The following is a 16,158-nucleotide window of genomic DNA, read 5'->3' on the forward strand; positions in this document are numbered from 1 at the left end:
TATTTATGCATTAAGCTAAATAATTTATTTTTATCGTATTTATTTTCTATCTAAATAGAATAAATAACAAAACATTTATATATTTTTATAATACATATAAATAGTTTATATAAATAGAGTCCGCGTAATATACCTTTTTCGGCATTAATTCGAGTTTGCATCGTACCTGCTATCGTCCTTCTTTAGGGCATGGAGCAGGTATGAGCAGGGTAAGGTCATATTGTTTACGTGGTGAGTCCATGTTTAACTCGGACTCACCACGGACTCAACATCGACTCATGTCGCTCACATACCGAAACAGCTACGACCATATCCCGAAGAAGTACTATTCGTCGTACGATAGCTTGTCGAGCAATTCTGCACTCCCCATATACCAATTCAGCCAAAGAAAAAGGTCTTTAGATTATAAGGGGCACCTTATAACCCAAAGACCTTCAATACAACATCAGAACTGCTCTAGTTCGATATTTACCGCAACTAGAGCAGTTTTTATTAATAACCTGGATTTTGTTTCAGGTTAGGGTTCACCGCAATCTGTTGGCTAGGAATTGGATAAATCAAGGTTTTTGGATCAGGATCCGCGGCCTTTTCTTGCCATGCTAATAAGAACTTGCCGAATCGAATCAGATCTTGTCTCCGCCAACCTTCCCAATACAATTCACGTGCACGCTCATCTAAGAGATTGTCGAGCGTCAAGGTCGTGAAGTTAGTAACGCCACGATTAGTACGAATTTTATTGACTAAATCTAGCGCTTCTGAAGCAGAACCTGTCCCACCTCTCAATACAGCCTCTGCTTGCATTAATAGCACATCAGAGTAACGAAATACAACCCAATCGTTATTCCGTTGTCCAGTCACCGCATAGTCAAATGCATACTTCATTGGGCGGATACCTGCGGTTTCCAATGTGGCCCCGGAAGTCCTGATTGTTACTTCACGTGTGAATGATAACGGTGCTGTTGAAGGGTTTCGAGCCATTAGCGGCTTATTGGTACTCCAATTATATTGCTGTCCCGCAAAAAAGCCTACATTCTGACGTTGGAATTTCTTGGTTCTATTTGAGGTAGTATCTGCTGGATAGTCATAGTAAATACCTCTACGCTCATCTGCCGCCCCAAATTTATCATAGTAATCCGAGAGTGTACACCAGCCATTCCATCCTCCTGGATTCAGATTATAATGGGCAACTGTATTCCAGGTCCGATCCACGTTACCGCCTCTTTCTCCATTTTTATTGAATAAAGTATAGATATTCTCGGTTGATTTTTCATCATTATCCGGGGCAAAATTATCAAAATACTTTCCTTTTGCAGATACCGTATATGCTCCACTTGCGGTGATTTCTTTTGCTAAAGTAACGACTTTATTCATGTCCTCTGCCGCAAAAGTCGGTGTTTGCCTAGTTAAAAATGCGCCCTTATTCAAGTAGATTTTCATCAATAATGTTCTTGCGGCATTCCTATTCGCTACATAAGCTGCTCTTGGCCCATTTGCGGGCAAACTACTTAAGATTTCGTTGAGTTCTTTTACCATAAAATCAATGGCTGCCTGCGGCTGTAATACATCTGGCGCTATTTTAAAATCTTCTAGTGAGGGGCCCTGTCGTAAAGGCACTACTCCATAGAGATCCAAGAGATCAAACATGGCCAAAGCGCGGATAAATCTTGCTTCTGCAGCCTGCTGTGCATTTGGATTGCTACGTACGACAACACCCGCGTTGTAAACTGCAGTACCTAAACTAACAAAGGTATTATTCATATAACCATTATCTGCATTCCAGGTATGAAGATGAATTGCCCGGTGCATTCCGTTATCATCCCAATCACCACCACGCGTAGGGGCCATCGCCGCATCTGTTGATATTTCCTGCATCACCCAACGCTGCTCCTGTTGATAAGGCGTATTCAAAGAATTATAAGCAGTCACTAAGAGTGCCCCCGGATCTATAGCCGATGTCCCCTCCTCCAGTTCGCCTCTAAATTCTTCCTTCAGTTTTGTACAAGAGAACGTACTTGTAACAACTGAACCGATTATTCCGATATATAATAAAGTTCTTAATTTCATCTGTCTTATATTTTTGTTATCCAATGACATTTAACAATATACTTATAGTGAGAAGTTCACCCCCAATAGAATATTTCTGGCTGGAGGATAAGGCAAATACTCGATACCCAATGATGGGATACCATTATTAGAACCGTCGGTGTTAACCTCCGGATCGAAGCCTGTATATTTAGTTATGATAAAGAGGTTTTGTCCGGTGAGGGAAACATTTAAATTTTTAAGTGTTTTCCCTACGTTGCCCACCTTATAGCTCAATGTCAAATTAGCCATTTTTAAATAATCTCCTTTTTCCAGATAACGTGTTGAGGCTGACGCTGAATTCGATGTGGATTCTTTAACAGATGTATTAAAGAAAGCCGAGCCAATATTACGGGAAGACAAATTACTGATGCCTAAAGTTGTCGCGGCAGTGTTATTGAACAGGTAATGCCCAAGTGCACCATTCATATTGGCCGCCAAAGAAAATTGCTTATAGCTAACATTGGTCGAAATACCTAGCAAAGTAGTAGGATTAGGACTATTCATGTAGAATTTATTACTAGCGGGGTCATTCGTTGTATTGATGCTCCCGTCGTGACCACGATACATACTTGTCCCTGTCTGCGGATCAATACCCTGATAATCGGCCAAATACCATACATTTAATGGTTGTCCATTGACCATGCGCTGTCCCAATACACCTGAGAAACCTTGTCCTCTCAATGCACCAGTTTCATAATAACCGACCAAACCACTCACACTATTTTTTAGGAATGTAGCATTACCGGTCAAATCCCAAGTCCAGTTGTCATTTTTCACAATTGTACCTGTCAATGCAATCTCTACCCCTTTATTGACAATTTCACCATCCAAATTTACCCAGATACGTCCAGCAGGGCCATCCTGTGCTAATGTCTGTTCAAATAAAGCATCCGTAGTTTTCTTATTGAAATAGTCTATTGAGCCGTACAAACGTCCTTTTAATACAGAGAAATCAATACCAGCATTGAGTGTTGTGGATGTTTCCCATTTTAGGTCTCTATTTTGAAAGTTGGCTCTACCTACACTTTGATTGCCGAACGTAAATCTATTCAAGGAGGCGCCTGAAGGGAATTCTTGATTCCCTGTTTTTCCCCATCCTATTCTAACTTTCAACTGATCAAAAATTCCGCTGGATTTCAAAAACTCTTCCTGCGCCACATTCCAAGCGATTGCAAGGGATGGGAACATTGCATATTTGTTGTTAGCACCAAATTTAGTTGACCCATCTCGTCGCGCTGTCGCTGTAAATAAATAGCGATCCAAATAATTAAATCCACCGCGTAAGAAAAATGACTGCAATTGATTGGTCGGACTTCTGTAAGAAGCTATTTCCCGGGTTGAAACTGTGGAGTATTGCAAATAATCAAAGTAATCTAATCCCATATACTTAAATCCGCCACCGAATGAGATGTTGTTGTTGTAGTTATAGTCCAAATACTCATAACCAGCAACAGCGTTTACACTCCAGTCGTCGTTGATTTGTTTGTTGTAAGAAAGCATATGTGTCATCTGCAAATTTGTCTCGCCATTATTAGAGATAAATGCTTGCTCATTATTCACTGCCGATGGATCAATTAACCCAGCTCTATACATACCCTCACGGTTACCTGTTTGTCGCATGGCACTATAAATAAATCGGTATTCTAAATCATCCGTAATTTTATAGTAAGGTGCCAAATTGACCACCATGGTGTTTGTCGTTGCTACGTCCTTGAACGCTTCGATACTGGTCAATGGATTACGCGTGGTTGAACTAACAAAGGTTAAATTGCCTTTATCATCGCGCAATGGTCTTGTTGGATTCCATTGTAGCGCCTGGGAGATTACATTACCTTCTGACCCGACAGTTGCGTTGATTGGCGCATATTTGTTATCCATTTGAGTTAAAAACACAGCGAAGTCAAGTCCTAATCTTTTGTTTTCCAAAAAGCGAAAATTACCGCTAAAATTTGCTGTATATTTCTTCAATTGGGATCCACGGATAATACCATTTTGGTTTAAATATCCACCAGATAAACGATATTTCCCGTGCTCAGTACCCCCGGCTACATCTGCATAGTAATTTTGGGTAATTGCTTTTCTTGTAATTGCTTTAAAAGCATCTTCATTACCGCCAAAGTCAGAATTTGCTACTTCAGAAGGCGTATAATAATTTAATGCTTCTCTAAATCGCGACGCATTTAGCACATCTGGATATTCACGCATCGTAGATACCCCCGCAGATGCACCAACAGAAATTTCCGGCGGTCCGACTTTTCCTTTTTTCGTTGTGATGATAACAACTCCATTTGCTCCACGTGACCCATAGATTGCTGTAGCGGAAGCATCTTTCAAGATATCCATGCTTGCAATATCACCTGGATTCAGGTAAGTCAATGGGTTCCCTCTATCCGAGGAAAATCCGCCCCTGCCCTCCGGTAATGGTGAATTACCTGACATTGGCACCCCATCAAGTACAAATAGCGGATTATTACTCGCCCGGATCGACGAGTTACCACGGATACGTACTGTGGTTGATCCACCTGGCTGCCCCGTGTTGTTAATAACCATCACACCAGGAGTTTTTCCCTGGATCAATTGATCAGGGCTCGTCATTATACCTTTATTAAAATTCTTGGCACCAATCGTTACCATAGATCCCGTCAGGTCTCTTTTGCGAGCAGTACCGTAACCAATAACAACCACTTCATCCAACCCTTGATTAGAGCCCGGTTCAAGTGCAATGGTCATATCGTTGCCTGCAATTGGTACGTCCTTGGTTGCATAGCCAATATAGGATACCTCAAGTGATTTCGCATCAGTACTGATATTTATTGAAAATCCACCGTCAGCATCGGTGGTTGTTGCTGTAGTACTCCCTTTTACTTTAATGGTAGCACCAGTCAATGGACTTTGGGTCTCATCCACGACCTTCCCTTTCAGCACCCTGGTCTGGGCTACCGCAAAAAAGGTTGTAAGCAGTAATGCTGGCATCATTACACATTGCGCAAGTAGTTTGTTTTTCATACGCTTCTAAATTGGTGGTTTAATTGATTATATTATGTTGAACTTTGTCCTGTTCAAATAATGTTAAGTGATTTCAAAATCTATCGCAATCAAAAATTTCGTGCTTCATTAAGCACCCGTCAAATAGCGACAACTGACCTTCTTAAAACAACATACTTCGAGAGAAACCAAATTAGAAACAATGCAAAAAGTTAAGACATTGAAATATAGCATCGTCAACGCTAAACATTGAGAAGAAACTCGCTGAAAAATAAGATTACAGGTTTTCACTGTCATAATTTTAGGGCAAGACATACGTTTATATTTGGTTATTATCGTTCCATAAAAATGAGAAAATCTTTACTGCAACCCCAATCATAGCGTCTCAATTTTATATCACAGTGTATCAGCAAAACTCTTTTTTTTCTTTTTTATTGACTATTTTTAGAGATACATTATCAATTTTGCGCGTAATAACCCTTATACCTATCCTCTATCTCCTACTTGTATGGACTAACCTACAGGCGCAATCGTTCTATTTTAAAAATTATCAACCCCACGATGGTCTCTCCAATAGTTCTGTTAAGTGTATTACGCAAGATACCCAGGGCTTTCTTTGGCTAGGGACTAGGAATGGTCTTAATCGTTTTGATGGCAATCAATTTAAGATATTTAGGCACAATGCTTCAGATCCCACAAGCATCGGGAGTTCGTCTATTTTAAGTATCCTTACTGATAGCAAAGGTATACTATGGGTGGGAACGACACGGGGGACCTATTGTTACAATCCGGTTAAAGAAAACTTCCAGCCATTCAATAGAATACCGATTGGAGAGGTAAATGCCATACATGAATACGCCGGTTTTATCTGGCTGCTTTCTGCGGGAAAACTCTATCGTTATAATCCTTACACGACGGAGATCGTTCCTTTTGATCAAAACAAAAATACCCTAGTGGCCATTACCAGTAGCAAAAAAGGCGGGCTGTGGACCACGGATATTAACAGTACGATAGAACGGTATCAGGTCAACGAAGGCAAGTTTGTTCAAATTGCAGTTAAAAAAACAAATCGGAAAGCACTGGCCAACACAAAGACCGTCTACGCCATCAACGACTCCCTGCTCATGGTCGGCACCATCAATTCATCCTACCTGTTTGATTTTAAAAACGGAACTTTAAAAAACTTATTTGCAAACCATTACCCCCAAAAAGTCATCCAGGCAAATTGTATTATCCAACAGACAGAGTCGGTATACTGGATCGGAACAGAGACGGGAATATATACCTATGACATTCATACAGGTCAGAGCCAACACATCAAAAAAGATCTGCTCAATCCATTTGCCATATCGGACAATGCTGTTTTGAATTTCTATCGGGACCGTGAAGATAACATCTGGTTTGGAACATTTTTCGGCGGTTTTAACCAATACAGCAACCAATTCGACAATTTCAAAAAGTACTTATATGGATTTGGAAAATCTGCTTTATCAGGGAATATCGTACACGATATAAAAAAAGATAACTATGGAAATTTCTGGATAGGTACAGAAGATGGTGGTCTAAACAAAATAGATGCTCAAACACAACAGATTCAGCATTTTGTTGCCAATGGAAAAAAGGGAAGTATTGCGCATAACAATGTCCATGGCCTGGCAACAATCGGCGATGAACTCTGGGTAGGCTCCACAACACATGGATTGGATATACTCGACGTAAAGACCGGAGAATTAAAAAAGCACTACGACCGCATCGGTAGAGGTCCCTTGCAAAGCAGCTTCGCCGTTTGCATCTTTAAGTCCAGAGACAACAGCATGTTTGTAGGAACAGACCGCGCATTATATGCCTATAATAAACACAGCGACAGTTTTGACCTCCTCCCCATTAAAGCTTGGATACAAGGGATTTACGAAGACGAATATGGTATACTTTGGGTCAATACGTATGGCAGTGGAGTCTACCAATATAATCGCGGTACAGGCGAAATACAACATTTAAGCTCCGAACAAGGTAAGCGCAATACGCTCGTCAATAATTACGTCAATGGTTTATTTGAAGACAGCAAAAAAAATCTGTGGTTTTGTACCGAAAGTGGTCTTTCAAAATACCGTCGTGACGGGCATTTCACCAACTATCTGACCGAATCGGGTTTACCTTCCAATCAAGTATTTAAAGTACTGGAAGACGATAATAACAGTATTTGGATATCAACAGGTGGCGGATTGGTCAGACTGGACGGAAATATCCCCCATATGGTCATCTATACATCGAGAGACGGGCTTCCCGCGGATCAGTTTAACTATAATTCAGCATTTAAAGATAAGGACGGTACATTATATTTTGGTACCATAAAGGGAATGGTAAGCTTTAACCCAACAAAATCCATTAAGAATAGCTTTATTCCACCTATATTCATTAGTGACATTCAGATCAACAACGAGAGCATACCAGTTCGTGAAAATGGCATACTGAAACAATCCATCTCGCTATCAAAAGAGATTCAACTGTCCTATAACAGTTCCAATATCAGTTTTAATATCGCAGCCTTGAGCTTTGTTTCCCCAAAAAGCAATGCCTATCGTTATATCATGGAGGGGTATGATAAGGGCTGGACGGATATTACAGGCAACCAAAAGATATATTACAATAAACTTCCTCCCGGAACCTATACCTTTAGATTTAAAGGGGCTAACAATAATGGCATCTGGAATCCAACTGAAAAGGAACTACGTATTGTGGTGTCGCCCCCCTGGTGGTTGTCTTCATGGGCATACTTTGCTTATTTCTTCGCTGTTAGCACCATTGTTTTGTTGATTTTAAGATATTACTTCCTGCTTATTAAGGCAAATAATGCCCAGAAAATGGACAACTATGAACGTAAAAAAGAACAAGAAGTATATAATCTTAAGCTTGAATTTTTCACCAACCTCGCCCATGAGATCCGGACGCCATTGACTTTAATAAAAATGCCACTCGAGAAAATAATCCGTACACAACAATTCACGGATAGCGAAACAGCGAGCGATCTTGCTCTTATGGAGAAAAATACAAGCAGACTTATCCGTCTCACCAATCAACTTTTAGATTTCAGAAAAGCAGAAACAAATAATATGAGCCTTATTTTCACTAAAACGGATATCAACAGTTTGTTGTCCGATGTATTCAATGATTTGAACTCCCTGGCAAAAGAAAAACTGCTGCATTATGATCTTTCTTTGCCCCGTATTACATTAACAGCCTTTGTAGATGAAGAGGCTCTGCGCAAAATTCTCACAAATTTAATTCATAATGGCATAAAATACGCCGACAATCATGTACATATCAAACTGCTTCCATTCAACAGTGATGATATCATGTTTAATGTAGAGTTTCGAAACGATGGCGAAATCATCCCTTTTGACAAAAGGGAAAAGATCTTTGAGCCATTTTATCGCCTTAATGAATCTGATAAAGATACTGGTACTGGCATTGGTCTTCCACTCTCCCGCTCTCTAGTGGAGCTTCATCAGGGTTCCTTATCGCTAGTTTATACCGAAGAACACAGAAATATTTTTCTACTTTCACTTCCTATCTTTCAGGAACAGTCGCTCGATATCAAACCTTTTCTCGAAGAAAATTACAAGACTGAAGATCGTGGAATGTACACCAAAGAGGAGGAAACTACTGAAAAACCAGTAATTCTTATCGTTGAAGACAATAAGGAAATACTCGCTTACCTCAATAAGGAACTCAAAATAAACTATACCATCCTAAGAGCTAACAATGGAGCTGAAGCTCTTGAGATATTGGACCGCGACAATGTACAGCTTGTTCTGACAGATATCATGATGCCTATTATGGATGGCATTGCACTATGTAAGCGCATTAAGACAGATATTCTCTACAGCCATATTCCAGTGATATTCCTGACCGCAAAAAATGCATTGGATGCTAAAATTCAAGGGCTGAAGATTGGAGCAGATGCTTATATTGAAAAGCCTTTTTCCATGGAATTTTTAATGGTACAGCTACGTAATATTTTAAACAATCGAAAAATAATTAAAAATTATTTTACCAACTCTCCAAGTGCGCATTTAGCCGAAATTAATGTTTCAGCACCTGATAAAGACTTTATAAGTTTGCTCAATACCATAATTTATGACAATATCTCAGATATCGATCTAAATGTCGAAGAACTGGCCAAGTTAATGAATATGAGCCGTCCGACTTTATATCGTAAAATTAAGGGGCTCTCTGATCTGACGCCAAACGAACTGATTAACATATCACGTTTAAAAAAGGCTGCCGAACTGCTTACCCAGAAAGAATATAATATTACACAGATCTCCACGATGGTAGGTTATACCGTACAGTCAAATTTTTCCAGAGATTTTCATAAACATTATGGAATGCCACCGAGTACGTATATAATCGAACACAGTAAACAATAAACGGAACTCAATTTTTACCTGCGGTATTTATTGCAATAAGAAAATTGGAGACCAAGTGAAGGTAAAATAAAAAGCTAGAAACGTTCCAGACAGAGAACGCTTCTAGCCTTCAATTATCGCTTACTTTTTGCAAAAAAAACAACCCCGGCAAGATATATTTGCCGGGGCTACTTTGGCTCAACGGTTAAAAACAGCTGGCACAATTGTACTTATCCAAGTAACTTATTCCTGGACTGGCACCAACGTAAGCGATGCAATTTCTGGTAACATATCACCTTCAATTGCCGCTGCATGTAATGTTACCCTGGTGCTCGGTTCGCCAATAATCTGCTGCGATACTTCTACCATACCCAGTTCCACTTCTTTAAATCCTGGTCCATTTTCTGCCCCAAAAGCAAATGGAAGCTGCTGTCCAAGCGCCGAAAGTATCACCTTACCTTTGTGTTTTGCATTTGGCAAATAACTGATCAATACATGGTATTTACCCGGTTTTTGGATTTTGATGTCCCAATAGATCCGGTCATTGCGATCTTTCCATTGTCCGATGGCATTTGGACGATTGGGATCATGTGTCGTTGCACCAATGATTTTAAGTCCTTTTCCATCTAGCAATTTAGCGTTATTTGCATTCATCACAATACGCCCATCCGCCTGAGTCTGCGTCAGATTCTCTTCCACGTCCGGTTTGCCCTGAATTTCGACAACAATTACTTTCGGTCCTTTTTCTATGTCAAAAACATCAACCGGAATCACGGGTCTTCCCTTATCTACCGCAACCTTTAGCTTGGTTTTAGGACTTGCCATTGCATAAGCGATGGTGACTTTGTTTTTGATCGGTAGATCAATTTTTCCACTGGCAGGTCGATCAAATATATGTAAATACAATTTACCTTCTTTTTGGGTGCAATAACCCCAGTCCAATGCCTGAAAAGGGCTTGCTTTAGTACCATAGATTGCCTCCTTATTGACCTGCATCCAGTCACCTATACGCTCCATAATTCTAATTGCGGGTGCGGGAATGGCTCCATCCCCATCCGGCCCTACATTGAGCAGAAAATTACCGCCTTTGCTTACCGTTTCCACAAATAATTGCATGATTTTAGGAAAGCTCTTCCAATTTTGATCGTGTGCACTATAGCCATAACTTTCGTTCATGGTATGGCTGACTTCCCAATCCATGCCCGGAAGTCCTGTTGGTGGAATATATTTTTCAGGGGTTCCAATATCACCATTTTTGTTTTCTAACCCATCCCAAAACCGATTGTTGATAATGATATTGGGTTGCCATTTGATCAGATCTGTCAACATGCGTTTTGTTCCCCAAGCCTCACCTTGGTGCTGTTTGCTGCTAAAGTCGGGCCATAGCATATCTAGCTGACCATAATTCTGAGCAAGTTCTTTGACCTGTCCATAGAGATACTCCTTGTAGCGGTTATGATCAGGTTGATGATTATCTGTGTTAGGATTCAGATTAAAAGCTTCGTAGGAATCCGGATGCTGCCAATCGAGCAAAGAATAATAAGCACCTACTTTCAGTCCTTCCTGACGGAATGCTGTCATGATCTCTTTATATAAATCCCTGCCTTTAGGGGATAAGTTGGCACTTCCCGTAATATCATTTTTAACAGCGTATGGTTGCTGGCTATTAAAGAGGCTAAAGCCTTCATGGTGTCTGGAAGTCAACACCATATATTTCATTCCTGCTTTTTTAGCCAAACGTGCCCAGGCTTTAGGTTCAAACGAACGCAGGGTGAACTTTGGTTTCAGCACGGCAGCGTACTGCTTGCTGGGAATTTTCCCCCAGGTCTGGATCCATTCAGCGTAATGTTGAGGATATTGCTTTCCCTCAAAACTACCTCCGGCAGCACTATACAGCCCCCAGTGGATAAAAAGTCCAAAACGTGCCTCTCTAAACCATTCCATCCGTTTATTCTGGCTTTCGGTCCATCCGGGCACACCTTCATAAGGTATTGATTTTGTCTGGGCAAATGATCCCTCGGTCATACACAAAAGCATTCCCACTGCTGCTGCGCATTTCCATTTAAAAAAATTAAGTGTCATTATTATATTGTGTTATACATAAAAGTTCATCGCAAAAGAGCCTTCGCTAAAAAGTAAATTGGCGTTACAAATTAGGTCTAGTAATTGTCATCCCGCAAAACAACTGTTAAATATATCAAATCGAAGCTAGTCTTTAAAATTATTCTAGCTAATCAGGTATTTATTTTACAATGTGATAGTAACCTGATTGCGATGAGATTAAGCCATAAAACAAGCGGGCCTTTTAAAAAAAAGGCCCGCTTGTTTTATGCGTAATTGGTTTATTTGTCCCTGAATGTGGCAATGTTTACATCCCGAAATATTAAATTATTATCGCCCACAATACGTATCCGAGTCATTGGTTCCTCCGGAAAAAACAAGCTGGTCATTGCGGTTAATCCATTATCAGCAAAGAGCTCTACGGAACTGACATCAATATATAGGCTTAATGATAATGTTTCGCTATTGGATAGTCGCCCCGCTATGCTTCTTTTTGGAAAATCTGCATTGAAAGCAATTTCCCCAGATTTTGAACGATCAATATAATAGGCATCCTGACCTTTGTCATAACCGACAACCAACTCATTTCCAACAGCATTAGACAAAATAAGTTTAAAATTCTGTACTTTTAGCTTATTGATCTCCAACCGAAATGCTTGTGGCAGCTGCTCTTGCACCGTTAGTTCTTTTGATTGATTTGCCTGATATTTTTTTACAGACTGAAATGCTTTAGCCACCTCGGGTGCTGCTGTGCTGCTTACATAATATTTTTGATCTACCTTTTGCAAAGTCAATTCACGTGGGATTGTCGAAGATGAGCGCCAGCGCGTCGTTGGCACCACATTGGCATATTGCCAGTTGCTCATCCAACCGATCATCAGGTGCCGTTCTCCTAAATTGCTCCAGGTTACACCAGCGTAGTTATCTGGCCCCCAATCTAACCATTTGACTGATGTATCTACGGGCTGAAATTGATGTCCATCGAAATCACCGACAAAATATTGTGTTACCGAACCACCATTGGGCCCTCCCGGATTGATGCTGACCAATAATACCCATTTGGTTTCACCGTTATATTTCATTGGAATCAGGTCAGGGCATTCCCAGACTCCACCATGTGCTCCCACTTCCTTACCAAATTCGCTCTCCTTTTTCCACTCTTTTAAGTCTTTGGATGAATAAAAGGTGATGCAATCTTTGGTCGCTAAAGTCATAATCCAGCTTTTTGTTTTTTCGAACCACATCACCTTTGGATCCCGAAAATCCCAGATTCCTGGATTTGGCAATACTGGGTTACCTTTATATTTGGTCCAGGTTGCTCCCTGATCCAAGCTGTAAGCCAAGCTCTGATTTTGGTGCAGACCTGTTTTTCGGTCTTCCTCCTGATGGTTGTGATGCGTAAAAATAGCGACCATAGCCCCTTTTCCAAACCCAGCGGTATTATTCTTATCAATCACTGCACTTCCCGAAAAGATCGTCCCCAGGCTATCGGGATACAACGCAATTTTTTGTTCGTCCCAATGAATCAGATCCCTACTAATGGCATGCCCCCAGTGCATGGGACCCCAAACAGATTTTTCGGGGTTATGCTGAAAAAAGAGATGGTAATTTCCATTAAGATACACCATTCCATTGGGATCATTCATCCAGCCCTGCTTGGGGGTAAAATGGTAGATCGGCCGGTATTTTCCAACAGGCTCATTCATGTCCCGCTGCCCTACTTGAGCAAAAGCTGAACTCAACAAACTCGTAAAGAGCATGAGGGTTCCATATTTCTTTATTCTATTCATATCTTATTAAGTTTTATATCACATTATCCTCACCGTGCCTTAGCCAATAAAATAGCTAAAATTCCTATGATTTCTCGACTTTCATTGTATTGACTTTAATCGTACCCTGATCGGCATAAATGGTCCATGGGTTCTGATCCATTTTATAGATCCGATTGGTAAAAGCGACGTTATTATTTACGTAAATCACACAGATCGATTTCTCGATTACAATTTTCACATCAAAGACCTTATTGGCGGGTACAATCAACGGCGTAAAATTAACTTCTGTTTTACCGGCTGTTCCACCGAGACCCGTTTCACGATTCATAAATAATGCAGGCATACCCCAACGGTTTGAAGACGTCAGATCAAAGGCAATACTATACAGCTCCGAAGGATCGTCACAGGCACCAAAAGAGAAACCGAAATGATCTGATTGCGAAGCATCTATGGTCAGCGACATTTTAACGCTAGCTGTATTGCGGTTGAATCGTGCATAACTTCTGGCGCCAGACTGTGCAGTAATACTATATGTTTTATTATTTTCAGAAACATTTCCAACGACATTCAGCTTTTCAAAAGCCAGTTCCTTATTAAATTTATTGTTTATTGCAGCAGGAATGGTTGGATATAATCTCCCCGTCGGTCCCTGAACTAATTTATGCGAGATTAAACTTCCTGACCAAGGTAATTCATTGTTGGTGTTCACCGTCTGACCTGTTGAACACCAACCTGAGAGATAACGTGTCGTTCCATCCGTAGCCGTCTTGCCAGCATACAGAAATAAACCATCGAAAGTTTCATGATGACCATCTGCATCACGACAGATCCTCCAGGGACCATCCGGCGAATCAGCAATTCGATAAAAAGTCTTCCGGTGCTCATCCCTATTGATTCGTGAAAATGTTAAATACCATTTACTGCCCATTTTAAAGATATCGGGACATTCCAATATTTCAGCATCCGTTTCAATCTCATGTTTACCCACTGCGGGTGCTGCAGTCGCTAACAGAGGATCTATGATAGACCAACTGTTCAGATCTGTGGACACATACCGTGCTATCGCCCCTTTGCCGTCCTTACGGGTCGTGACCAGCATCACATAACTACCGCGACTTTCGTCCCAGTATACATGTGGATCCCGAAAATTATTCTGATCATAGCCTACACTGGCCTGTATTGTCCCACCAGGCTGTTTCGTCCAGTTCAGCAAGTCTGCCGATGTTGCGACCATCACTTTTTCAGCCGGATTCAGGTTACCGTTATGACCAGTATAAAAACAGTAATAAGTCTGACCTCTTTTCATAAAGCTGCCTGTTCCAATCCATTCATCCTGACTTCCGGCAGCACCAGCGGGCAATATTTCCGTAAAGCCTTCAAATGTTGCATAATCGCTGGTTTTGGTAACATAGATCGGGTGGCGATTTGCATTTTCGTAGAGATAGAACAAATAGTACTTTTTGTCATCGACATTATAATAAGACATTGGATCACCGACAAATCCTTGCTGCGGCTTATAAAAAGTCTGAAACATACCTGTCTCCTGTACCATGGTACAGGAGGTGGATCGGTCTACCGAAGCAGGGCCATCAGGTTTGTCAACAGGCAGGGTCTGCTCCCCACTTTTACAGCTCGTCAGCAATGCTATAAAGCATAATGCTGGAAATAAATACAAGTTAGTTTTCATTTAAAATCTCCTAATAAAACCATATTCCAATTATTTACTCCGGCTATTCTTTTGGCAATGCCTTCAACTCATCCCAATACATCCGCTGGGTCGGGAAAACCACAGGTTGTCCATTGGGATGTTCATGGGGCATTACAAGAATATTATTGATGTTTGCTGTTCTCCCAGCAGGAATCTCAAAGATCAATTCTTGCCATTCACCGACATGTGCTTTCACATACCTTGCCCGTAGCCAATCTTTATTCTGTTCGCCATCCGACTGGATCTCCAGCTGTACATCTCCTTCCACATCCTTCAATACCATGATAGAGAAACGGTTGTACGCTGCAGGGTTAATATTTACCTTATTGGCATTCCATAATGCGCCACCGTGCCAGCCAGCACCTGTTTCAGCATCTCTGATAAAGGATGCACAGAAAGGAGTGGTATTGGTACCTTTCGTTTTTGGATTAGCATAAGGTGAGTCTACCCCACTTACACCCAAACCATCGAAATGCGGCACAACAGTTTCACCATTATAAATTGTCAGTACCTGCTTTGGCTCCTCGCCGAGTATGGCCGTTATGGTATATTGAAATGTTTGCCCCATGTAGGTTAGCGTATATTTTACTGGGGAACTCAGATTCACAAATCCGCCCAATCCCGGTGCAATACTCGCTCCTGATGTAAACTCGACAGATGGTGTGAGGCTTTTCAAGTCTGTTCCTAATGGCAGATAAATTTTGATTTGCTTATTTTGCTGATCAATTAGTCCTGATCGGTCTCCGATACGAAAAGCCGTTATTTCCGCCTTTATTTCTTTGACAGTAACCTGATAAGTATTATACAAGTTACCGTTATACACACGATAGGTGACTGGTGTCGTGGAAGAAAAGGAAAAATTTTGCGCCAGACCCGAAGCTGGAGATACCCTCGCTTCACTGGACAATTCAATTACAGGAGCAAGCGCTGAAAGATCTGTTCCTGCTGGTACCAACACGCTGATGCTGCCTTTCTGCTGATCTATCGTCCCTATGGCGGTACCAACTTTAAAAGACAAGATGTCTACGTCAGCATTTAGATCAAGAGCGCTTTCAACGTCCTGTTTACAAGCTGAAAACAAGCCTATAAACAGAAGCATAAGCCCCAATCCGATGTTATATTTTAATGTTCTCATTGG

Annotated in this window: 7 protein-coding genes; 1 reads left to right on the plus strand and 6 read right to left on the minus strand. The window is 41.0% G+C overall.

The window, feature by feature from the left end; all coding sequences use genetic code 11:
* Positions 1 to 492: 492 nt before the first annotated feature.
* Positions 493 to 2,064, minus strand: coding sequence for a RagB/SusD family nutrient uptake outer membrane protein (locus tag M2408_RS24940; RefSeq protein ID WP_259187277.1), 1,572 nt, complete (start codon positions 2,062 to 2,064; stop codon positions 493 to 495).
* Positions 2,065 to 2,106: 42 nt separating this feature from the next.
* On the minus strand, positions 2,107 to 5,091 hold the full coding sequence (locus M2408_RS24945; protein ID WP_259187278.1) for a SusC/RagA family TonB-linked outer membrane protein: 2,985 nt from the start codon (positions 5,089 to 5,091) through the stop codon (positions 2,107 to 2,109).
* Positions 5,092 to 5,534: 443 nt separating this feature from the next.
* On the opposite strand from M2408_RS24945, the gene M2408_RS24950 reads away from it, so the two are divergent.
* Positions 5,535 to 9,500, plus strand: a complete 3,966-nt coding sequence (locus M2408_RS24950; protein WP_259187279.1) for a hybrid sensor histidine kinase/response regulator transcription factor — start codon at positions 5,535 to 5,537, stop codon at positions 9,498 to 9,500.
* A gap of 222 nt (positions 9,501 to 9,722) precedes the next feature.
* Here M2408_RS24950 and M2408_RS24955 read toward each other — a convergent pair whose 3' ends face one another.
* The 4 genes from M2408_RS24955 to M2408_RS24970 form a co-directional block, all read right to left on the minus strand.
* A complete protein-coding gene (locus M2408_RS24955) occupies positions 9,723 to 11,561 on the minus strand; it encodes an alpha-L-fucosidase (protein ID WP_259187280.1) in 1,839 nt (612 codons plus the stop codon).
* 260 nt (positions 11,562 to 11,821) lie between these two features.
* Positions 11,822 to 13,330 carry a glycoside hydrolase family 32 protein gene (locus M2408_RS24960; protein WP_259187281.1) on the minus strand — a complete coding sequence of 503 codons (1,509 nt, stop codon included), beginning with the start codon at positions 13,328 to 13,330 and terminating at the stop codon, positions 11,822 to 11,824.
* A 64-nt stretch (positions 13,331 to 13,394) separates the two neighbouring features.
* Positions 13,395 to 14,999, minus strand: a complete 1,605-nt coding sequence (locus M2408_RS24965; RefSeq protein WP_259187282.1) for a glycoside hydrolase family 32 protein — start codon at positions 14,997 to 14,999, stop codon at positions 13,395 to 13,397.
* A gap of 43 nt (positions 15,000 to 15,042) precedes the next feature.
* Positions 15,043 to 16,155, minus strand: a complete 1,113-nt coding sequence (locus tag M2408_RS24970; protein WP_259187283.1) for a hypothetical protein — start codon at positions 16,153 to 16,155, stop codon at positions 15,043 to 15,045.
* Positions 16,156 to 16,158 lie beyond the last annotated feature (3 nt).

The organism is Sphingobacterium sp. BIGb0165 (genome assembly GCF_024810095.1).
GTDB classification, from domain to species: domain Bacteria; phylum Bacteroidota; class Bacteroidia; order Sphingobacteriales; family Sphingobacteriaceae; genus Sphingobacterium; species Sphingobacterium detergens.